Annotated in this window: 20 protein-coding genes; 6 read left to right on the forward strand and 14 right to left on the reverse strand. The window is 69.6% G+C overall.

The window, feature by feature from the left end:
• Positions 1-31: 31 nt before the first annotated feature.
• The 10 genes from F603_RS0123130 to F603_RS0123175 form a co-directional block, all read right to left on the reverse strand.
• Entirely contained in the window at positions 32-895 is an 864-nt protein-coding gene (locus F603_RS0123130; RefSeq protein WP_019548321.1) for a class I SAM-dependent methyltransferase, read from the reverse strand.
• The gene (locus F603_RS0123135) at positions 889-1,707 is read right to left on the reverse strand and encodes an alpha/beta fold hydrolase (RefSeq protein ID WP_019548322.1); all 819 of its coding nucleotides are present in this window, start codon (positions 1,705-1,707) and stop codon (positions 889-891) included. Before F603_RS0123135 ends, F603_RS0123130 begins: the two co-directional genes overlap by 7 nt.
• Entirely contained in the window at positions 1,704-2,318 is a 615-nt protein-coding gene (locus tag F603_RS0123140; protein WP_026328660.1) for a LysR substrate-binding domain-containing protein, read from the reverse strand. Before F603_RS0123140 ends, F603_RS0123135 begins: the two co-directional genes overlap by 4 nt.
• Positions 2,315-3,064 (reverse strand): DUF6182 family protein, encoded by a 750-nt coding sequence (locus tag F603_RS0123145; RefSeq protein WP_019548324.1) that lies wholly within the window; start codon positions 3,062-3,064, stop codon positions 2,315-2,317. The genes F603_RS0123140 and F603_RS0123145 overlap by 4 nt, the downstream gene beginning before the upstream one ends.
• The gene (locus F603_RS0123150) at positions 3,061-4,170 is read right to left on the reverse strand and encodes a hypothetical protein (protein ID WP_026328661.1); all 1,110 of its coding nucleotides are present in this window, start codon (positions 4,168-4,170) and stop codon (positions 3,061-3,063) included. Before F603_RS0123150 ends, F603_RS0123145 begins: the two co-directional genes overlap by 4 nt.
• A gap of 7 nt (positions 4,171-4,177) precedes the next feature.
• The gene (locus tag F603_RS35605; protein WP_019548326.1) at positions 4,178-5,629 is read right to left on the reverse strand and encodes an FAD-dependent oxidoreductase; all 1,452 of its coding nucleotides are present in this window, start codon (positions 5,627-5,629) and stop codon (positions 4,178-4,180) included.
• Complete coding sequence (locus tag F603_RS0123160) at positions 5,626-6,483, reverse strand: class I SAM-dependent methyltransferase (protein ID WP_019548327.1); 858 nt, start codon at positions 6,481-6,483, stop codon at positions 5,626-5,628. The genes F603_RS35605 and F603_RS0123160 overlap by 4 nt, the downstream gene beginning before the upstream one ends.
• A 65-nt stretch (positions 6,484-6,548) precedes the next feature.
• The gene (locus F603_RS0123165) at positions 6,549-8,234 is read right to left on the reverse strand and encodes a GH3 family acyl-acid amido synthetase (RefSeq protein WP_037956722.1); all 1,686 of its coding nucleotides are present in this window, start codon (positions 8,232-8,234) and stop codon (positions 6,549-6,551) included.
• Positions 8,231-8,860 carry a hypothetical protein gene (locus F603_RS0123170; protein ID WP_026328662.1) on the reverse strand — a complete coding sequence of 210 codons (630 nt, stop codon included), beginning with the start codon at positions 8,858-8,860 and terminating at the stop codon, positions 8,231-8,233. Before F603_RS0123170 ends, F603_RS0123165 begins: the two co-directional genes overlap by 4 nt.
• Entirely contained in the window at positions 8,853-9,035 is a 183-nt protein-coding gene (locus F603_RS0123175; protein WP_019548330.1) for a hypothetical protein, read from the reverse strand. The genes F603_RS0123170 and F603_RS0123175 overlap by 8 nt, the downstream gene beginning before the upstream one ends.
• 179 nt (positions 9,036-9,214) lie before the next feature.
• Between F603_RS0123175 and F603_RS0123180 the strand changes: the two genes are divergently transcribed.
• A complete protein-coding gene (locus F603_RS0123180) occupies positions 9,215-9,856 on the forward strand; it encodes an RNA polymerase sigma factor (protein ID WP_019548331.1) in 642 nt (213 codons plus the stop codon).
• Between the two features lie 320 nt (positions 9,857-10,176).
• Here F603_RS0123180 and F603_RS0123185 read toward each other — a convergent pair whose 3' ends face one another.
• Positions 10,177-11,238, reverse strand: a complete 1,062-nt coding sequence (locus tag F603_RS0123185) for an LmeA family phospholipid-binding protein (RefSeq protein WP_019548332.1) — start codon at positions 11,236-11,238, stop codon at positions 10,177-10,179.
• Between the two features lie 69 nt (positions 11,239-11,307).
• Here F603_RS0123185 and F603_RS36595 point away from each other — a divergent pair, with 69 nt between their 5' ends.
• Positions 11,308-11,754 carry a D-alanyl-D-alanine carboxypeptidase family protein gene (locus F603_RS36595; protein ID WP_425427008.1) on the forward strand — a complete coding sequence of 149 codons (447 nt, stop codon included), beginning with the start codon at positions 11,308-11,310 and terminating at the stop codon, positions 11,752-11,754.
• A 117-nt stretch (positions 11,755-11,871) separates the two neighbouring features.
• Here F603_RS36595 and F603_RS0123200 read toward each other — a convergent pair whose 3' ends face one another.
• The 3 genes from F603_RS0123200 to F603_RS0123210 form a co-directional block, all read right to left on the reverse strand.
• Positions 11,872-12,804, reverse strand: coding sequence for an MBL fold metallo-hydrolase (locus F603_RS0123200; protein WP_019548335.1), 933 nt, complete (start codon positions 12,802-12,804; stop codon positions 11,872-11,874).
• Positions 12,801-13,709 (reverse strand): fumarylacetoacetate hydrolase family protein, encoded by a 909-nt coding sequence (locus F603_RS32660; protein WP_037956726.1) that lies wholly within the window; start codon positions 13,707-13,709, stop codon positions 12,801-12,803. The genes F603_RS0123200 and F603_RS32660 overlap by 4 nt, the downstream gene beginning before the upstream one ends.
• A 121-nt stretch (positions 13,710-13,830) precedes the next feature.
• On the reverse strand, positions 13,831-14,481 hold the full coding sequence (locus F603_RS0123210) for a TetR/AcrR family transcriptional regulator (RefSeq protein ID WP_019548337.1): 651 nt from the start codon (positions 14,479-14,481) through the stop codon (positions 13,831-13,833).
• A 133-nt stretch (positions 14,482-14,614) separates the two neighbouring features.
• Between F603_RS0123210 and F603_RS0123215 the strand changes: the two genes are divergently transcribed.
• From F603_RS0123215 to F603_RS0123230, 4 genes are all read left to right on the forward strand, one after another.
• Complete coding sequence (locus F603_RS0123215; RefSeq protein ID WP_245600883.1) at positions 14,615-16,312, forward strand: carboxylesterase/lipase family protein; 1,698 nt, start codon at positions 14,615-14,617, stop codon at positions 16,310-16,312.
• Between the two features lie 157 nt (positions 16,313-16,469).
• Entirely contained in the window at positions 16,470-16,838 is a 369-nt protein-coding gene (locus F603_RS0123220; RefSeq protein WP_158678673.1) for a RidA family protein, read from the forward strand.
• Positions 16,839-17,199: 361 nt separating this feature from the next.
• On the forward strand, positions 17,200-17,925 hold the full coding sequence (locus F603_RS0123225; protein WP_019548340.1) for a FadR/GntR family transcriptional regulator: 726 nt from the start codon (positions 17,200-17,202) through the stop codon (positions 17,923-17,925).
• Positions 17,926-19,224 carry a CynX/NimT family MFS transporter gene (locus F603_RS0123230; RefSeq protein ID WP_019548341.1) on the forward strand — a complete coding sequence of 433 codons (1,299 nt, stop codon included), beginning with the start codon at positions 17,926-17,928 and terminating at the stop codon, positions 19,222-19,224.
• Positions 19,225-20,203: the final 979 nt, after the last annotated feature.

Below are 20,203 nucleotides of genomic sequence, written 5' to 3' on the forward strand. Positions count from 1 at the left end.
GGTGAGGGGGAGCGCGGCCATCGGCTCCCCCTCACCGCTCTCCGCCCGGCGCCGGCGGCACCACGCCGGTCGCCAGCGTGTTGCCCTCGCTCAGGTAGGCACGCCGGGCCCGCAGCGGATTCTCCGACGCCTGCGGGTCCAGGAACGGCAGCCACTCCCCGGCGACCCCCAGGTCGATCGCCTGACGGGCGACTCGGGCACACGCCGCCGCGTAGAACCGCAGCACCTCCTCCGTCATCGGGGCCCGGTGCTCCATCAGGAACGTCCGCTGCCGCACCGACACCAGGCCCGCGTCCTCCAACGCGCCGTACAGGTCCCTGGCGCGCAGCAGTTGGCGCGCGTAACCGCCGTCCCTGGCCGCGTGGCGGAAGAAGTCCGTGAACTGGAAGGGGTCCCCGGGACGCACGGTGATCAGCGAGGCGTCGAGCTCCTTGACGGCCAGCACGCCTCCCGGCCGCAGCACGCGGCGCAACTCACGCAGCGCACGCCGGAGTTCGTCGTCGTCCAGGTACTGGGCGGTGTTCGCCAGCCAGACGGCGTCGAACGTGCGGTCCGCGTACGGCAGGCTCAGGACGTCGCCGCGCTGCACGCGCACGTCTCGACCGGGGCGGTCGCGGTCGACCCGCCGAGACGCCGATGCGGCGTTCTCCGCGGCGAGTTCGATCCCCGACACGCGGCCCGTCGCTCCGACGAGGTCGCAGAGCGGAGCGAGGAAGGCACCGCTGCCGCACCCCGCGTCCAGCACGTGCCAGCCCGGTGCGATGCCGACCTCCGCCAACACCGCGAGGTAATGCGGCCGGCACGCCTCGAAATGAGCGTCGACGATCTGCTCGTGGGTGAAGCCGAGTCCGGTTGACGACGCGTGGCCCCACGCGTCGTGATCCGCTGTCAGCACCTTGCCGTCCCCTTCCGTTCCGTCTTCGTGGACGCCTGCGCGGCGCCCTCCGCGACCTCGCCGAGCAGCGTGCTCAGGACGTCGGTGACGCTCTCCGGCGCCTCCACAGGGGCGAGGTGCCCGGTCGCGGGAAGGCTGACGAACCGCCCTCGCCGCAGCACCGCTGCCGTGGTCGCCGCTTCCTCGGGAGTGACGAGTTCGTCCTCCGCACCGCTCACGACGACGGACGGGACCGCCAGGTCGCGCAGGAGCTCCGCCGAGTCCGCGCGCGCAGCGATCGCGCGCTGTGCCCAGGCGATCGCTTCGGGCTCGGCCCTTCGGGCCATCGAGAGCACGGCGGAGAGGAGGTCGGGCCGCGCACGCCGGGTGGTGGAGCCGAGCAGGCTGGGGGTGGTGCGCGCCACCAGAGGTGCACGGAGCGCGTCCACGGCCATGGCGTCCGCGAACCTGTCACGTTCGGCCGCCGTCTCGGGCTCGTCCGCCGCCGCCCTGGCCGCCAGCAGGGCCAGGCCGCGCAGGCGTTCCCGGTGGCGTCGGGCGAAGGCCATCGCGACGTAGCCGCCCATCGAACACCCGGCGAGCACCGCGTCCTCGATGTCGTGCTCGTCGAGCAGCCGGGCGAGGTCGTCGGCGACGGTGTCGAGCGACGGGGGGCGGGAGCCCAACGGGGCAGCTCCGAAGCCCCGTTGGTCCGGGGCCAGCACACGGTGGCCGCGGGCGCGCAACGCGGCGGCCGGTACATCCCACATGGCGGAGCTCAGCGGGAGGGCGTGCAACAGCACGACGGCCGTCTTCGGAAACGGTCTCCTCACGCCGCACCCGCCTCCGCCGCGGCGACGAACTCCCGCACGGCCGGCGGCGGTTCGGTGCCCCGCCAGCGGCCCAACGTGACCGGTGCGTCCGGCAGGTCGTGGACGGGCACCGCCCGGGCACCCGGGGGCAACACCGCGGCGACGGACTGGAACGACACGTGCACCGCCCGGGACGTGGCCAGGGTGTCGACGAGCGCGTCGAGGGTCGACACCGGGTGCACTCGCCGAAGAGGGAGGCCCGCGGGCGTCCGCGGCGGCACGACGGCGTCCCACACCTCGGGCGGGAAGTCCCCGGGGCAGCGGAAGACGTCGTAGGGAGCCGCCTCCTCGATGGAGACGGTCTCCCTGTCGGCGAGGGGATGGGCGGCGGAGACCACGAGCGCACGGCCGTCGAAGGCGACCGGGCGAGAGAGCACGAGGTCCGACGTCCCCGGCGTGTACTTGACGAGCAGCAGGTCGCATCGTCCCTCGCGCAGCGGGCGGAACGGCTCGGTGACGTCGTAGGGGATGAACTCCACCTCGCTCGGCCGCCGGCCGGCGGCGCTGACGATCCGGTGCGCGAGGTGTGGTGATCCGTGGACGCCGAGCCGGATCGGACGCGTTGGCATCATGTCTCCTCTGTCAGGCCGGCGAAGGCGCGCAGACCGTGCGGGCTGTCGGTGTCCTCGTCGACCCGCAGGGCGGCGAAGGGTGAGGCCAAGCCGGTCAGCCAGGGCACGGAACGCAGCGTCAGCCGGTCGCCGGGGGCGATGAGCCCGTCCAGGACCGCCTCCGCCAACAGGTGGTTGACCTGGACGAGCAGGGTGGAGAAGGCGACCCGCGCGGTGGCGACGTAGAGGTCGCGGTGGCGCGGTCGCCGCAACGACGGGCTCTTCCCCGGCGGTGGGGGCACCGTCACGGTGACGGGTGCCCACGCCGGCGGTTCCCGGTCGCCGTGGAAGACCTTGAGCAGGCGGCGCAGTGCCTCGGTGTCCTGCTCTGCGGCGGGACCGAGCCAGCCGACCGAGCCGTCGCCGGACACGTGCGCGAAGGTGAACCGGTCACGGAGGTTGCCGGGCTGTCCGGCGAGGAACACCGTGCGTGTGAACGCCCGCTGCCACGGCCGGGCCCGCTCGTACGGCACCGACGACGCGAAGCGGCACGTCTCGCGCACCAAGACGGAAAGTGCGGGGCGACCGACGACGCAGACGACGAGTGCCCCGTCGGCCGGGGTGTCGGCACCTCCCGTGGCGACGCGGGACTTGGCGGCGAGCAGCGCCTCGAGGGTGGACAGGTCGAGTTCGGCGGCGAGTTCGGGACGCACGGAGCGCAGCCGGTCCGCGGCGACGGTGAGCAGCCGTCGGGAGGTGAGGGTCATAGGTACACCGAGGAGAGCAGGGACAGGGAGGGGGCCGCGGCTCTGCCGAGCAGCGAGCAGGTGAGGCGGTAGGGATCGACGTGCGTGTGGCCGCGCCGGTACCGGCCGAGCGTGTCGACGGACGGACGCGTGCCCGCCGCCTCCGGCACGCGCGCCACCAGGCGCTCGGCCCGCGAGACGTGCTTGCGTAGCAGGTCGGGCCGGAAGGACTCGCGCTGACCGGGTCCCAGTACGGCGATGAAGTACAGGCGCATGCCCAGCCGCAGGGCCTCCGGGGTGTGCTCCGCGGCCAGGTCGCGCACCAAGGTGTCGGCGGTGTGCTCGTGCCAGCCGCCGTGGCGGGCGGACGCGACCCTTCCGTCGATGGGCACCCGGCCGATCGGCACGTGGTGGACGGCCGCCCCCTGGCGGCCGAGCACCTGTGCCAGGAGCCGGTAGTCCGGGGCGAGTTCGTTGTCGTACAGGAGGACGAGCTCGTCGTGTCGCGCGGCGAGCGGCAGCAGCTCCCGCAGGGCGCAGGCCAGGTAGTTGGGCCGGCCCTCGGCGCTCATGATCTGCCGGAGGGGCAGGCCGAACCGGGTCGCGTCGAGGTACACGCGGCCGCCCAACTCCCGCTGGTCCAGCCCCATGCCGCTCGCGACCAGCTCCTCGACCATCTCCTCCAGGTCCAGCTCGGGCGGCTGATGGCCCAACAGGCCGGGATCGTGGAGCCCGAGGCGCGCGTAGTGCGCGGACCACAGGCGCAGGACGCGCTCGCTGGCGGGGTGGACGAAACCGTGCTCTTCCACGGCCTGCGCGTACGGGTACAGATCCTCCGCGGCCTGCGGGTGCCCCTCCGCTCGGTAGCGCACGTACAGCTCGCCGATCTGGCTCTCGGAGAGGGTCGTGTAGTCGGTGTCGCCGCGGGTGCGGTCGAGGAACTCCCAGAAGCCGAGCGTCTGTTCGGTGGGGTGGTAGGTGGTGTGGCTGTACCGGAAGGTGACGTCGGCCACCTGCGCCGTGGCCCGGTACATCACGTCGGCCCACAGCAGGCCCTTCAGGTGACTCGGTGTCAGTGGCTTGGACGGCGTGACGGTGACGGGTGCCAACAGTACGGATCGGGACATGTCGTGCTCACACCCCCGCCACGCCCGCGAGCGCGCCCACGAGTGCGGCGCGGCTCGGCGCACTCGTCCGTCCGGCGAGAGCCGGCCCGGCCGCCCGTACCCGCTCCCTGAACGCGGGGGCGTCGAGCACGTCTGCGGGCGTACGCAGCCCCATCAACAGGCAGGTGAGGCCGTGCCACACCGCCGGGTCCGTCGCGGCGGCGTGCGCCGCTTCGGCCATGGACGGGCGCCCGGACGGGGCGGCGGCCGGCTCGACGGGCGGTGCCGTTCCCTCGACGTGGGCGCGCCACCGTCGGGCCCGGGCCGCGCTGTCGTGCACCGCCTGCTCGAACCACGGACCGTAGACGCGCTCGGCGAGCTCCACGGCCCGCGCGGACTGTTCTTCTCCCACGCTCGGGTACGCGTCGAGGAGTTCGGCCAGGCGGAAGGCGTGGGCCAGGGCGAGCGAGAGCCCCCGTCCGTAGAGCGGATCGGTCACGCACGCCGCGTCCCCGACCGGATAGAGCCCCGCGAGCCGCTCGCCCGCCGAACGAGCGGTGGCGCGCCTGATGTTCGGCGGCACGGTGATGGCCCGGACGTTCGTCACGGGGTACGCCACTCTCTCGTCCACCCACTCCGCCACGTGGGGAGAGAGTCGGGCGACGGTGGTGAACGCGCCGGGGTGTCGCAGCGAGTTCAAGGCGCGGTCGCCGGTCGGAACGGCGAGTGTGAGGGCGAAGGTGCCGTTGTCGGCCGGATGCACGACGGCGGCGTAGTGGTCCCAGATGCCGCCGGCGGCGTTGCCGCGGTTGAGCTCTCCCGGCCAGGTTCCACGAGGCGTGCGCAGCCGGTAGAAGCGCGTGAACCCTCGCAGCTCGGTGGGGCCCACCAGGTCGTTTCCCGGGGCGAGTTCGGCACGTCTCAGCCAGGAGGCGGAGGCCGCCCGGCGGCCGGTGGCGTCGATCACGAACCGCGCCGGCACCTGGGTTCCGCCCTCGGTCACCACCCCCGCCGCACGAGTGCCCGACGCGTCACGAAGCAGCCCGCGCACCGACGTGCGGTGCTCCAGGGTCACGTGCGCAACGGCCTGCGTCGCACGGCGCAGCAGCAGCTCCAGCAGTGTGCGACGGATGGCGAGCGCCACCAGGTCGGGGTCTTCGACGCCGCGTCCGCCCTCGGCTCCCGTGCGCGGTGCCGCCAACGTGAGGTCCACCAGCGCGGCCCCCTGCTCCATCGCCTCCTCCAGCACACGCGGCGCGGAGCGCCGCAGCACCCGCACCCCGAGGGAGGTGAGGATGTGCGAGTGCCCGCCCTGGGGGACGGTCGGGCGGCGCCACGACGCGGCGACCTCCACCGGCGGGCCGTCGGGCGGCGGCGCCGAACGCTCCAACACCCGTACCGGGACGCCGCGTTGAGCGAGCGCCGACGCGGTGGCGAGGCCGGCCACGCTGCCGCCCACCACCACGGCGGGCGGCGTCAACTGCGCGTCCCGTGGACGAAGAAGACCCGACGCACGTCGGCGACCGTCCTCGGGGGGACAGGGTCCGGCCATCGTCCGAAGTCGGCGCCCGGCTCGCCGGGCTGGGCGGCGACGACCTCGAACCCGTGGCGGGCGAAGAGCGCCTCGGGCTCGTCGCTGCCGAAGAGCCACGGGCAGCCCCAGCCCGCGAAGACCTCGAGGAGGTCGTGCATGTGCGGAAGCGTCAGCGCTGCCGCGTTCACCAGGTCGGCGACGATCCGACTGCCCGGTGCCATGAGGTCGGCCACCCGCTCCAGGATGCGGTGGGCGTCGGCTTCGGGAACGTAGTAGAGCAGTCCTTCGAGGAGCCAGGTGGAGGGGAGGCTCGGATCGTACCCGGCGTCCCTCAGCATGAACTCCCAGTCCCGGCCGGTGAGGTCGGCGGCGACCGTACGGTGACGTACCCGCGGACGCGCGTCCCCGAGTCGCTCGGCCTTGTGGGCCAGTACGGCGGGACGGTCCACCTCGAAGTAGCGGACGTGGTCGGGCCAGTCCATCCGGTAGGCGCGGGAGTCCATTCCGGCGGGGGCGAGCACGATCTGGGTCATCTCCGCCGGCGCGGCGCACTCTTGGAGATGGTCGTCGAAGAATCTGGTGCGGATGGCGTTGTAGTCGGGAGTGCTGGGAAGCGTGCGCGACCGACCGGGCGGGAAGGTCGCGGTGCGTACCTCCTCCAGCAGTCCCGGCCCCGACTCGCCGGCGAGGTCGGCGGCGTAGGGGTCGCTGTACAACCGATCGTCCCGCCGCGTCTCGGCAGCGCGGAGCGCCGCGGTGAGCAGGGCGGTCCGCTCGACGGGATTCAGCAGGTCGGTCATGGAGCTCCTTTTCTGGATTCGTCTCCGACGGCCGGAAGTCCGGGACGGCATGGCCCGCCCGGCCGTCAGCGTGTGTCCGGCCCGGTGAGGCGCCGCCAGTCCGCCTCGTCCTGTCGGAACAGGCGGTCCTTGACCTGGGTGGGGCGGACGCCGCTGTCGACCGTGGCGTGCCAGTCGCGGTGGAACGCGTCGGCGTCGAGGAGCGTGAGGACGGGCGCGGCGAGCCGGTCGTCGCGCCGCGCGCGGCGATAGCCCGCCGACTCACGCCGCAGCGCGTCGTCCAACAGCGTCGTGAAGCGATCGACCTCCGCCGGCAGCCAGCGTGAGGCGGGGGCGACGGCGAAGCGATAGCGCGGCCCCCGCTCCGCGTGCGGCCGCTCGACCCTGCAAGCCACGTTGACCAGCCCGAGACCGGTCCCGGCGAGAGCGTCGCGCAACGCGCGGACGACCTGGGCCTCCCGCAGACGTTCACCGACCGCGTCGGACCTCCTCGAGCGGCCGGCGTACTCGACACGCGGCACACCGCCGGTCGCCTCCACCACCCGGACCACGTCGCCGACCGCGTAGCGGTAGAGACCTCCCACGTGGCTGAAGAGCACGTGGTACTCGCGACCGGCCTCCAGCTCCTCCGGAAGCAACGTGGGAGTGTCGGGCGTGAGGTCCGCGTCGGCGTCCACGAACTCGTACACGGAGGCGGAGACCACCAACGGGCCGGCCGAGCCATGCCGGTCGAACGGTACGGCCACCGGCCCCTCCGACGCCGCCACCGGGGCGGGGAGCGCGGCGACATGGGGGCCGAACTGTGCGCACAGCGCGGGCAGGTACAGCGACGCGACACCCGTGGTCCAGCCGAAGAGAGCCCGGACACGTGGCCACACCAGGTCGGGCCGCACGGCCCCGTGGTAGTCGGCGAGCCACTCCAGCTCGGCGGCGCGTTCCGGATCGGGGCGGCCGAACGGCTCGCCGCCGAGGGTGCCGTCGTGCACGTCCTTGAGGATCCGCTCCCACCAGGCTGCCAGTTGGAAGGGCACCGCGGCGAGCATCGCCGGATTGATCCCGATGAGGCATCGCAGGTCGCTCTGGACCGCCAACCGCAGCCGGAGGTACATCTTCTCTAGGTGGTCGCCCGGTGCGACGTCGGTGGGCAGCGTGGCCCAGGTCGCCGCGGTCCCCAACTCCGCGGAAAGGCTATCGCCGAACTTGGCGCCGAAGTCGACCTGGCTGGCGCCGACATGGGGCTGGCCGTCGGCTGTGGTGGGCGGCGCGGCGAGCGGGTCGTGCTTGAGGTTGAGGACCGCGTCGGGGTGGTGCATGACGTCGGGGAAGTTCTCGATGAGCGGTGCCCAGGCCGCGTAGTAGAAGGGGAGGAAGGTGGTGCTCATGAACCGCGGTGTCACCGGGATCTTCTTGTGGTCGCCGGTGCTCCCGCTGCTGGTGAAATAGACGACCGGCCGGTCCGCCGAGAGCAGTCGGGCCGCCCCGGCGGCCGTTCGCTCGACGAGCGGCGCGACGTCCGCGTAGCTCTGCACGGGAACCGCTCGGCGGAAGTCCTCCAGCGTGCGTATCCGCGAAAATCCGTGCCGCCTTCCGAACTCGGTGTCCTCGTTGAATTCGACCATGTCCCGCAGGACCCGGTGCTGCCGCCCGCGCATGTCGGTGAGGTCCGCGGCCAGCCGATCGCGCTCCGCGAGCACGCGCGCCCGGTAACGCTCGGCGTGTCCGGGAGATGCCCAACCCCCGCTCGGACTCATTCCGAGATCGCCTCCAGCACCGCGTCCACCGTGCGCTCCACGCCGGGGCGTTCCTCGACGATCGTCACGGGCAGTCCGCGCACCTCCTCCAACATCAGCTTGTGCAGGCTGCGTTGATAGCTCTCGAAGCTCGCCCACACGGGGCTGTCCCCGAAGTGCTCCAGCGTGTTGAGTCCTTCGGGGCGCTGCGTACGCCGCCAGGCGGTGGCCGGAGAGACGGCGAGATAGATGACGGAGCGAGGCTGCGGGAAGCCGCGCCACCAGGTGTACATGGGGTTGGCGTCGATGCCGGCCAGTCGGCACTTCGCCAGGATCTTGTAGTAGTAGGAGTCCACCAGCAGCGGCTGTGTCGGGGGTTGGCTCTGTATCCGGTCCTTGAGGTACACCACGGCGGTCTGCAGCAGACTGGCCAGAAAGTCGACGGAGTAAGACGGGCCGAGCCCCGGTAGGACGTCGTGCACCACGTCCCGGCGCAGTCGGCTGACGAGTCGGTGCTCGGGCGGCACGAAGGCGTCGTCCGTCGAGACGGCACGCCACTCCGGCAACCGCTCCGCTAGTCGGGACAGTACGGACGACTTGCCGGCGCCGTCGGGGCCGAGCAGTACGTGGAACGGAGGCTCACTCACCGGTCACGCCCAACTCACGCTGGAGCAGGGAGGGTTCGCCGCCCCCTCCTTCCCGGAAGACGGAGAGCACCGTCGTGCTCCGCGCCGTCCGGCCGCCGCGGAAATGAGGTCGGGGGACGCAGCAGAGACACCGCACGGTGGCGGAAGGCACGGCGGCGCCGTCGCTGAGGTCCATACCCAGGGTCCTCTCGTCGGGTCCACGGTCCGACCCCGTAGCCGGACCGCTCAGACAGAGCCCCCCTGGCGGCCGCCGGATACACCTCGCGCACGCCGGCGCAGACACCGGGGTGCAAGTGGACCGGCCTTGGGTAGCAACGCGAGGTACAGATGTCCGGTACAGGAACAAGGAGACTCGTGACGAAGTATCCGCCGAAGAACCTGACCGGATCGGCCTCTGCTCCGCTCACCTCGGCTCCACCGGACGTCACCGACGCGCGCGACTCCGCGCAGCCTCGGGTGAGCGGCAGGAAAACGAAAGCGGCGAAGAATCCGCAGGACGATGACAGGGAGGCGGCGATCGCCCACCTGTTTGACCGGGACTACACACAACTCCTGCGACTCGCCCTGCTCTTGGGCGCCAGTGGCGTGGACGCCGAGGACATAGTCGCCGAGTCCTTCTGCCAACTCCACTGGAGATGGGGGTCCTTGAGGAATCCGCTGACCGCCGGGAGGTACCTTCGCTCGACCGTCTGCAACCTGACTCGTATGCACGTACGTCGTTTGCAGGTGTTCCGGCGCTACGCCAGGAAGCACGTGGAGGAGTACGTGAACTCCGCGGAACAACAGGTGTTGCTTCGGGACGAGCAACGCGCTGTCGTCCGTGCGCTGCGGTCGCTTCCGGTGCGTCAGCGCGAGGCGCTCGTGCTGCGGTACTGGCTGGGCTTGAACGTCTCCGAAATCGCTGACACGATGGGCATTTCCTCTGGCGCCGTCAAGTCGCACACCTCGCGTGGGATGGCCCGCTTAATCCGCCTCATGAAGGGCGATACTGAGTGAGCTCCGAGATCGAGACCGTTCTCCGCGAGTCCCTGGAATCGCTCGCGAATTCCGTCGCTCGGCCCCCCGGAAGCTACGAGGAAATCCAACGCCGATGTCGTCGACGGTCGCTCCGCAGAAGAATCGCGGGCTCCCCGGCGAGAGCCGCATACAGGAAGACAGCCCTCGCATTGGTGGTGCTCGTACTGCTCTCGTTAGCGGTCGTCATGAGCCTGTGACGACACCGCGGCCCCTCCCCCGGCACGACATGGCCCACGCGACTCCCCGACTCCGGGCGAGTGCGGCGACAGTGGCAGGCCCGACCACCGGGCAACACAAGGTCACTCCACATCGTCGCCCAACGGCACGTCGCTCCCCGTCAGTTCAGCCCGTACGCCGTCCTTCTCCACGGAGATGTCGCGCAACCGGATGTCGCCCGGCATGCTGTCCGGAAGCCGGGCCGAGAACTGCAGCTCCTTCGCGACCTTCGGCTCCTGGACCTTCTGCAGTCCCCGGATCAGCGACGGATCGATACCGGCCGGCTTCAGCAGCTCCGGATGCTCGGTGAGTGCGTCGAGCGCACTCCCCTTCATCAACTGGCCGGGCGACAGCGGCTCTCCGGTCGCCTGCTCGAAGTCGCTGTCGTCCATCTTGTCGGCGGCGGGCGCGGCGAGTTGCAGGCCGCCTCCTTCCCCCGGGGTGTACGTGAGCAGGCCGGGGACCACGATGCGGGTGTCCGCAACAGCCATGGCCACGCCATGGTCGCCCGTGCGCTCCATGTGCGCCCGTGCCCGGATCTCGGCCTGCGTGCCGGCCACCGGCATTTCGCCGTGCGCCCGCACCGTGTTCTTCTGCCGGCCGGGGGTCAACTGCACCTGCGAGGCACCGACTTCGCGGTTGAGGTCGTCGAAGTCGAGGAACACCTCGCCGCGCAGTTCGCTCAGCACCGCACCCTTGACCGAGTTCGGGAGGTTCCCGACGATCCGCAGATCGTCCACCGTCCCCTCCACCTTGGCGACGGAGACCCGTCCCGCCGGCACGTGGGGAACGGTGGCTTCGACGCGGTCGAGACGGCCCGCGGCGAGCTGCGCGACGAAGGGGAAGCTGTCGACGTGCACTTCGGGTTCGGCGTGGAGTCCGAGCTCCTCCTGCACCTTCTGCGCCGCCACCTTCTCGGCGTAGAGCACGGCCCACCGGTCGCCGAGGAGAAGGAAGGCGAGCACCACGACCACGGCGGCTGTGATCTTCGCGACTCTCCGGAAGGTCCACCGCCGGGTCGTGGCGCCGCCGGGCTCCTCGACCGAGGAGGCAGGCGCGTCGTCCGTCCGGTCCGGTCCCTCATGAGGGGCCCGGGCTCCGTGTATCCGTGCCGTGGAGTCGGCGGAAGGTTCCATCGAGGTCATCACCTCAGGCGATCACACAGTCTTCGTCCGCGTCCAAGCCGCCGGGTTCAGGCATCCGCGGCTTCGGACGTGCGACGGCTGCTCCGGCGAGGGCTTCTCCCAGTGGGCGGTGGCCATCTCCTCGCTCTCACCCTCAGCAAAAGGAAGAGCGCGTTTCCACAGCATGGCGCAGGGCAGAAGCCTCCCGGCCTTGTAGGCGACGACGGCCAAATCGCCGCCGAACACGGGAAAGTAGAACCTCTCCGGAGGCGCACCCGCTACTACACGTGGAACAACACGAACGCATTGCTCGGCTCGTACAAGGGCGTCACCGGCATCAAGACCGGCACGACGAGCAAGGCAGGCGCATGCCTGGTCTTCTCGGCCGAGCGGGACGGCAAGACTCTCACCGGAGTCGTCCTCAACGGTAAGGACAGGAACGAGGACGCAGTGAAGCTGCTGGACTACGGCTTTGGAGCCGACGAAGCATCGGACATGAAGCTCCGCAAGCCTCCCTCGGACGCCCAGAGCGACTGACGCGTACTCAGTCACATCGACGGGCCCGGCCTCATCTCAAGAGAGGCCGGGCCCGTCGCCTGTCACCTGACAGCAGGCGGCACGACACCGAGAGCCGGTGAGCCCTGGCGAGTGCGATCAGGCTAGGCAGGTCAGTGGTTCTCCGTTGTTGTAGAGGACCATGTCGGCCAGCGCCGCGGAGGTGTCGACTGGTCTGTATGTGGACGAGTCGGCGAGGTCGGCGTAGGCGCGGTGGAGGTTGCCGACGATCCGTTCGGAGTCGGGCCAGTCCGCGAACCGGCCGAGGTCGGTGTCTCGTGCGGCTTGCAGCGGGGTGACCCCAGCGGTCTGGCCACGTTCGGCCAGGTCGAGTACGAACCGCAGGTAGTCCAAGTTCGCTGTCACCGGCTCGTCGTCGTGGAACACGGGACCATGACCGGGTACCACGGTGCCGCCGGCGAGCGGGCGCACCACGTTCTCCAACACGTCGATGGCGCCGGTCACCGAGCCCATCAGCAGGAACGGCGTTCCGCCGTTGAAGACGAGGTCCCCGCAGAACAGTGTCGAGGATTCCGGGAACCAGACCAGTGAGTCGTTCGTGGTGTGCGCCGGCGAACCCACGTGCATCACGTCCGCACGCTGGTCGCCAACCCACAGGCCGATACGGTCCGTAAAGGTCAGAAACGGCGGTTCCAGTGGCAACTCGCCCCAGTTCGGGTTGTTCCACCAAGGAAGTTCCCGCGCAGGACCGAATGCGATCGCCTCGGCGCGGGTCTGCTCGTGGGCCACGATCGTCGCGCCGGGGAACAGGACATTGCCGAAGGTGTGATCGCCGTGATGGTGCGTGTTCACCACTGTGCGCACCGGCGCCGACGTCACCGACCCGATCGCCTCGATGAAGGCGCGGGTGCGGCGTTCTGTCGAGCAGGAGTCGATCGCGACAACGCCCTGTGGTCCGACAGCAAATCCGGCGTTGTTGATCCACCAGGTGCCGTCGGGCTGGATATAGGCGTAGATTCCGTCGGCGACTTCCTGTATCCGAGGCCGGCCGGGACTGTTCACATCGGTCATGGAGTGCCCTTTCGCAGCGGGACGGCGGGGACAGCCGGTTCGATGTGCGCCTCGATCGCGCCGAGTCCAGTGGCCTCGAGGCGCACCTCGTCTCCGGGCTGAAGCCACGGGTAGGCGTCGGAGCCGTGCGTGCGGGAGAGTTCGAGGATGCAACCGGTGCCGACGGTGCCGGAACCGATCAAGTCGCCGGGTATGACCTCTGTGCCACGAGAGGCGTAAGCGATCATTTCGCCGAAGCTCCAGTACAGCGCGTCGAGCCGCCCCGAGCTGTATGACTGCCCGTTGACCGAGGCAGTCATGGCGGCCGCGGCCGGGAGCTCATCGGGAGTGAGCATCCAGGGCCCGCAACTGTGGGCGCCGTCCTTGCCCTTGGCGGGCCCCAAGTTGAGCCGCATTTCCTGACTTTGCAGGTCGCGGGCGCTCCAATCGCAGAACAACAGGTAACCGGCGATGTGCTCGGCGGCCGTCTCCGGGTCGAGGTCGGCGCCAGCGCGACCGATGACCGCGGCGATCTCGAGTTCGTAGTCGAACGCAGCGCTGCCGGGTGAAACCGGGATGGCGTCGTGGGCACCACGCAGGGCTGCCGGATTGGTGAAATAGAAGACCGGCTGGCGGTACCAGAGCGGATCGACCTCGGCCCCGATCGCGGCGAAGGAGGTGACGACGTGTTCCTCGAAAGCCATGAAGTCCCGGATCGAGGGCGGCCGCGGAACCGGGGGGAGCAGAGTGACTGTGCTCGGATCGATGGGCGGCTGCCCGCGGGCCTCGTCGTAGGCAGCAGGAAGGCTTTCAGCCCGAATCAGGTCAAGCAGCGATACCTCCGTAGACACCGGGTGCAAGCCGTTGGCGTCCCAAACTCCCACCCCCTCGACGCCTTCGCTATCGCGGTAGGTTGACCAGCGCATACGGCTTCCCTTCGTATCGATGAACGGCGGAGCGGACCGCATTCCCACGATTCTCCGCGATCGAGCCGGCTACTGATGAGCCGGTCGTGCCCGCCCAGTGCCGGCGGATCAGTGTGAAACGTCAGCCGCAACGCAGCGCGGCTGTGATGAAAGAAGCCAGGAGGGCATTCTTGTCGCCTGTGGACGAGGCGCTGGCGAGACTTCCGATGCGGGTGTCGAACGAACTCTGGGTCAGCGCACCGACCGAGAACAGGTAGGCCCACTCGTGGAATCCTTCGGGTTTCCCGGGGAGGACGCGACGCAGCGCGGTGATGAACTCCTTGGCCATGGGGTCGAACAGCGACGAAATGACCTGCCGCTGCTGGCTGGAGGGATCGGCGGCTTCCCGCAGCACCAGGCGGGCGAACCAGAGGTCGTCGGGATCGTCATGCAGTGCCAGCACCGGCTCGATGAAGGCGGCGACGATCTCTTCAAGCGCGTCCGGCCGGTCGAGGTCAACCGCTTGGAGACGGGCGCGGCGTTGTTCGTTGACGTCCTGTCGGTGGGCGAACACCTGGTAGTACAGCCGCTCCTTGCTCTTGAAGTGATACATCAACAAGGAAACGCCGACGCCGGCAGCCTCGGCGAGCTGACGCATGGTCGCACCGTGGTACCCCTCGACCGCGAAGACCTTCTCCGCGGCCCGCAGCAGTGTCCGCACCCGCACCGAGCTCGGCTGTGCCTGCTCACCGGCGGTACCGGACGTCTCCGTGGTCGCTCGTCGCGCTGTCATGTGCTCTTCCTCCGATGATGTCCACCTCTCGACAATCATCCTGAGCGTACGTACAGTCAGTGTCAAGATCCAGCGATCACGGAGCTGTCATCTGGCCGGATACGGCGTTCCTGGACCTCGGAGAGGAGCAATATTGAGCGAGGATGTAGTCGTCACCGCGCAAGGAAGTCTGCAGGGGACCTGGGAAGACGGGGTCCGGGTTTTTCGCGGGGTTCCCTTCGCGGCTGCTCCGGTGGGACCACTGCGGTTCCGCTCGCCCCAACCCGCACCGAGTTGGCGAGGAGTCCGTTCAGCGGTCACGCCCGGGCCGGCGTCATACCAGTTCAACGGCACCAACGAGGAGACCGTCAGCCGTCTCATCGCCGAGATCGATCCCGGTGTCCCCGGGATCATGGCGTGGCCGTCCTATACGAACAGCACCTACCGTCACGACCACGCTGCCGAGGACTGCCTCTATCTCGACATCTGGGTCCCCGAGACGTCTGCCGACCTTTCAGACCTGCCCGTCTACGTCTATTACCACGGTGGCGCGAATGCGGTCAGCTCCGGATCATTCGCCCTGGAGCGGGGGGCCACCCTCGCCCGCACACAGCAGGTCATCGTCGTGCGCCCCAACTATCGACTCGGGGCACTGGGTTGGGTGCACTTCGGGCTGATCAGCAACGCTCTCTCCGAAGCAGTCAACCTGGGCTTGCAGGACCAGGTCGCCGCGCTGCGCTGGGTACACGAGAACATCAGCGTGTTCGGCGGTGACCCCGACAACATCACGATCGGCGGCGAGTCGGCCGGCGGGACCGCCGTCTCGCACCTGCTGACCCTGCCTTCGGCCCGCGGCCTGTTTCGTCGAGCGGTGATCCAGTCGTTGTCGCCGTTCAACCTGTGGTGCACTCAACAACGGCCCGAGGCCGAAAGCGTTGCCCGCCGCTACCTCGATCTGCTCGGCCTGGACGATGCTGCCGCACTGGCTGAGGTCGATCCCGACCGACTGCTCGCGGTCCAAAACGTCCTGACACGCTGGTTCCCACCGGATGCGCCAGTGGCATGGCGCCCCCTCGGCGGTGTCGTCGATGGCAACTGGATTCCGCAAACGCCGGCCCGACACCTCGCAGAAGACTCCCTCGATCTCGGTGAGGTAGAAGTCGTCATCGGGTTTGCGAAGGACGAGTGGCTGTTCTTTCGCGGCCATTCCGACACCGTGCGCAACGGCACTCGCGACGACGTCCTTTCCGTGCTCACCCAGATCTTCGGCGATCATGCAGCGGGGGTGTATCACTCCTATCAGGATCTCTATCCTGACCACACCGATCCAGGACGAATCCTGTCCGACATCATGTCCTTCGCGTTCTTCAAGTTCTCTTCGTTGCGCATCGCGAAAAACATGGAGTCACAGAATATCCAGGTGCGGGCCTTCCAGTTCTCCTACGAACTTCCGGGACTCGACGCCTCTTTGCACGCGGTGCACACCGGGGACATCCCCTTCCTGTTCGGCAACCACACCGAGAAAGACCTGGCGTGGTGGCCCGCCTTCGACGGCATCGACCGCGACGACCTCACTCGCGTTTCCACCGCGGCCATGGACCTCTACGGTGCCTTCATCCGCGGAGAAGACCCCGGACCGACCTGGCCGCGATTCGGCGCCGAACGACGCAACAATGTGCTCTGGCTCGGCCACGCCATCGAGCCCCGCCCAGACCTCCTGCAGGGCGACCTCGACACCTTCACCACTCACGGTATCCCTGACGTGACGACCCTCGAAAACATCCTGACCAGAAATGTCCGGTCACGGCTCGCTACCGCTGCCACCGAATCAACAGGAGGAATCGACGCCTGATCACCGCTCCAGGTGACGTGTAACTCGCGCCTGCCTCGACCGCACGTCTCTCACAAGTTGCGCCCGCACCACATCGATGCACCGCCCGGCTACCGTTCAAGGGAATATGATGACGCTTCTTCGCAGACTGTGGCCCCACGATGTCTACGTTCGGCGTATGCCCGACACTGGCGTGGCCAGCTATGCACAAGTCGTCACGACCGAAGGCGCGAAACAGCACATACACATTGCGGGAACCCTTCCGTTCGACATCAACCACAATCTGATCGGCGTCGACGACATGACTACGCAGGTCCGCTGTGTGTTGGCAAACATCGACAGCAGCCTGAGGGAAGTCGGCGCGACCCGCACGAACGTCGCCCGCACCAAGACGTACGTCACTGACGCGGAGACATACTTGCGCTCAGGCCACGACGAATACCTGCACTTTTTCGAAGGAAATCTTCCTGCCTCGACAACAGTCGTCGTCGCCGGCCTCATGCATCCGCAAGCACTCGTGGAGATCGAAGCCTACGCCGTGATGTGACACCTCCTGAGCCCTGCCGGGATGACACAGGGCACCGACGGCCGCAGCCGCATCCTCGCGCTCTTCGGTCCTCGCCAGGGACTCGTGGCTGTTCCGGCTGCCTGCGTCCGCTGGCGCGAGGCGCGACGAGCAGTGGTCTCCCCGTCGACCTCGGTGTCCTCCAGGCACTCTCACCTGCGAAAGCACGCGGGGGAGAGTGCCTGGAGGAGCTCGGCCGTTCCGCCGCGCGTCCCGAAGCCGCCGGCGCACGGTGATCGAGGCAGCAGCCATCACGCTGCCAACGCAGCAAACATGGGATGTTAGGATCTGCCTACGGTCGGCGCATCGACCGCGACTGCTCGGGCCACAAAGGGAGTCGGACATGCCGCTGCGGAGTACCGCGCGCACCAGCCTCGTGGAGGCCGTCATCGAACAGATCGAGGCACTCATCGCCGAGGGGGAATGGCCTGTCGGTGCCAAGGTCCCGCCGGAGCCCGTCCTCGTGGAGGAGTTGGGGGTCGGCAGGAACACCGTGCGCGAGGCGGTGCGCGCCCTGACGCACACGGGAATGCTGGAGCCCCGCCCCGGCGACGGCACGTACGTGAGGGCTGACAGCGGATTCGGTGCCGCCGTCCAGCGCCGGCTGCATCGCAGTACCGCGCTGGAGGCGTACGAGGTACGTGCCAGTTTGGAGCGGGACGCGGCCCGCTACGCCGCTCAGCGACGCACCGCCGAGGACGTTGCCGCGCTGCGCGCCGCTCTGACGGTGCGGGACGACGCATGGGATGCCGCCGGAGACAACTCGGCCTTCGTCGAGGCCGACATGGCCTTCCACCAGGCAGTGGCCGCTGCGGGTGGCAATTCCGTACTCGCGGAGCTCTACGACCAGTTCAGCGACTCGCTGCGCACGACCCTGCGTTCCGTCACCAGCGCCCCGCTGCCGGACACGGTGCGGAGGCAGGTGGCCGAGCACACGGCCATCGTCGACGCGATCGAGGCCCGGGACCCGGCAGCCGCCGAAGCAGCCGCGCTCGCGCACCTGTCGGCGGCCATGGAGGCCCTGCGGGAACTCGAAGCCGCCGACATCAGAACCCAGCAAGGAAAGTAAATGAACGACACCACCGAGTCGGACGCTGCGACAGGTCCGGCCACCGTGGACGCCAGCCCTGTGGGCCGGCACCCTGCGCACGAGGCACCGAAAACGGCGGTCGCCCGTAGGAGCGGGCTGCTCGTCGCCGGCATCGTGCTGCTCGCGCTGAACCTGCGTCCCGCACTGGTCGCGGTCTCGCCGCTGGCCCCCTCGATCGGGGAGAGCAGCGGAATGTCCTCCGCAGCGATCAGCCTCCTCACGTCGCTGCCGCTGCTCTGCTTCGGGCTGCTGGCGCCGATCTCTCCACGCCTCGGCCGCCGACTCGGCATGGAGAGCGCTCTGCTCGTCGCCATGGCCTTGGTCGTCGTGGGCACGCTCGTACGTCTCGTGCCCAGCTCGATCGCACTGTTCGGCGGCACCGTGGTCATCGGTGCGGGTATCGCTGTCGGGAACGTCCTGCTGCCGGGGCTGATCAAGCGGGACTTTCCGCACCGCGTCGGCCCGATGATGGGCGTCTTCTCGATGACGCTCTTCACCGGCGCCGCCTCAGCGGCCGGGCTCAGCGTGCCCGTCCAACAGGCTTCCGGTGCGGACTGGCGGGTGGTGCTGGCCGGTTGGGGCGTCCTCGCGCTCGTCGCCGGCCTGGTCTGGCTGCCGCAGCTCCGGAACCGCACACGCGTCTCCGCACGCGAGGTGCGGGAAGCCTCCCACCCGGTGAAGGGCCTGTGGCGGCAGTCGCTCGCCTGGCAAGTGGCGGCCTTCATGGGGTTGCAGTCGCTCACCTACTACGCAGCCACCGCCTGGCTGCCGGCCATGTTGGAAAGCGCCGGCATGAGCAGCGGAAGCGCCGGCTGGATGCTGTCCTTCTCCTCCTTGTTGGGCATTGCGGGTTCCTTCTTCGCTCCCGTCTTCGCGGAGCGTCGCATGCGGCCTGCGATGGTCACCGTCCTGTCGACGGCGCTGTGCGCAGGGGGACTCATCGGCATGCTCGTCATGCCGGTTGGTCTGGCGTACCTGTGGATGGTGCTGCTCGGGCTCGGTCAGGGCGGGGCGATCAGCCTGGCGCTGCTGTTCATCGTCCAGCGCGCCCCGGACGCGCGGCATGCCGCCCAACTGTCCAGCATGGCCCAGGGGTTCGGCTACGTTCTCGCCGCCACCGGTCCGGTGGCTCTGGGGGCGCTCCACGACGTGTCGGGCAACTGGACGTTGCCGTTGGGTGTTCTGTCGGCGATGCTGGCGCCGCAGCTCCTGTTCGGCATGGGCGCCGCCCGGAACCGGCATGTGACGGAAGACGCCTCACTCGCCGGGCGCAAATGAGTCCGGCGTCTTGCCGGACCCGGTAGTCGTCCCGCACGCAAGGCGTTCCTCTCGCCGCGGCGTCTCGCCAACGTCCGCGGGCGGCAGGCCGGTTGTGGGTACACCTGTCATCCGTCCCGTCGTGGACCGCGACGCAGTTCGGGAAGGGCGCTCTTGCTGGGCAGCCGCGGTGTCCACCGAAGCACGTTGAGCGGCTGCCCAATGCGTCGAATCATGCGGACCCGTGACAAGCGTGCGGTGGGTTCTCTCGGCACGCGTCCGACACCGGTCAGCGGGGTTCTCAGAGACTCGCCACATCACAAAGCCCCATGCACGCATAGCTGTTCGCGATGGAACGGCACGCACGGGCGTAGTCGGGTTTGCAGCCGCCGACGGTGCTTCCCCGGTCGCGAGGTGGGGCGTCCACGCGCTCCGGTGACCTCAGGCGTACGCGCGGGGCGTACCGGGCTGCGGCTTCGCACCGTGCCGCCGTCGGACGTCCGACGGCGGCAGCGGCCCGCTCAGGAGGGCGTCTTCGACCGACGCGGCCGGAGGCGGTCGCGGCCGGGGAGCGGCTGACGCATCCGGGGGCCTCGTCCGGCCGGCCCGCGGACGTTCGCACCCACGGCGACGGCGAGGAGCACATGCAGCTCCCGGACCCCGCCTCCTGCGCCGCCCGCACGAGGCCGAGCAGTTCGGAGAGCGGGAACTGTTCGTGCGACGCGTGGTAGCCGTGAACGGGCATGGCCGCCGACTCCCGGTACCGGAAGGGGCGTCCGTCTCAGCCCGATCCTGCGGCCCGCCGGGGTCCGCGCGGCGGTGGAGGCGTGTGGTGCTTCCCCGGCGCGGGGTCCTCTCATGGTGGGCGGGGAAGCGGCCGGTCGCATGTGCGGCCGGCGTCGGACGGTGCCTTCCCGGGGTCCGGGCGAGGCGCCCGGTGTCCCCGTGGGCAACGCCGGTGTCCTCACGGGCTGTTGACGGGCGAGGCCCGCCCGGCTCC

Origin of the sequence: Streptomyces sulphureus DSM 40104 (genome assembly GCF_000381025.1) — a bacterium.
Classification (GTDB): Bacteria; Actinomycetota; Actinomycetes; order Streptomycetales; family Streptomycetaceae; genus Streptomyces; species Streptomyces sulphureus.

Excerpts from the sequence above, each read along its gene's own strand:
- F603_RS0123220 (WP_158678673.1), top strand. The coding sequence starts at position 16,470 with ATGCCCGACACTGGCGTGGCCAGCTATGCACAAGTCGTCACGACCGAA.
- F603_RS0123200 (WP_019548335.1), bottom strand. The coding sequence starts at position 12,804 with ATGACCGATGTGAACAGTCCCGGCCGGCCTCGGATACAGGAAGTCGCC.
- F603_RS0123185 (WP_019548332.1), bottom strand. The coding sequence starts at position 11,238 with ATGACCTCGATGGAACCTTCCGCCGACTCCACGGCACGGATACACGGA.
- F603_RS0123140 (WP_026328660.1), bottom strand. The coding sequence starts at position 2,318 with ATGATGCCAACGCGTCCGATCCGGCTCGGCGTCCACGGATCACCACAC.
- F603_RS0123225 (WP_019548340.1), top strand. The coding sequence starts at position 17,200 with ATGCCGCTGCGGAGTACCGCGCGCACCAGCCTCGTGGAGGCCGTCATC.
- F603_RS0123145 (WP_019548324.1), bottom strand. The coding sequence starts at position 3,064 with ATGACCCTCACCTCCCGACGGCTGCTCACCGTCGCCGCGGACCGGCTG.
- F603_RS0123175 (WP_019548330.1), bottom strand. The coding sequence starts at position 9,035 with ATGGACCTCAGCGACGGCGCCGCCGTGCCTTCCGCCACCGTGCGGTGT.
- F603_RS32660 (WP_037956726.1), bottom strand. The coding sequence starts at position 13,709 with ATGCGCTGGTCAACCTACCGCGATAGCGAAGGCGTCGAGGGGGTGGGA.
- F603_RS0123165 (WP_037956722.1), bottom strand. The coding sequence starts at position 8,234 with ATGAGTCCGAGCGGGGGTTGGGCATCTCCCGGACACGCCGAGCGTTAC.
- F603_RS0123230 (WP_019548341.1), top strand. The coding sequence starts at position 17,926 with ATGAACGACACCACCGAGTCGGACGCTGCGACAGGTCCGGCCACCGTG.
- F603_RS0123150 (WP_026328661.1), bottom strand. The coding sequence starts at position 4,170 with ATGTCCCGATCCGTACTGTTGGCACCCGTCACCGTCACGCCGTCCAAG.
- F603_RS0123210 (WP_019548337.1), bottom strand. The coding sequence starts at position 14,481 with ATGACAGCGCGACGAGCGACCACGGAGACGTCCGGTACCGCCGGTGAG.
- F603_RS0123160 (WP_019548327.1), bottom strand. The coding sequence starts at position 6,483 with ATGACCGACCTGCTGAATCCCGTCGAGCGGACCGCCCTGCTCACCGCG.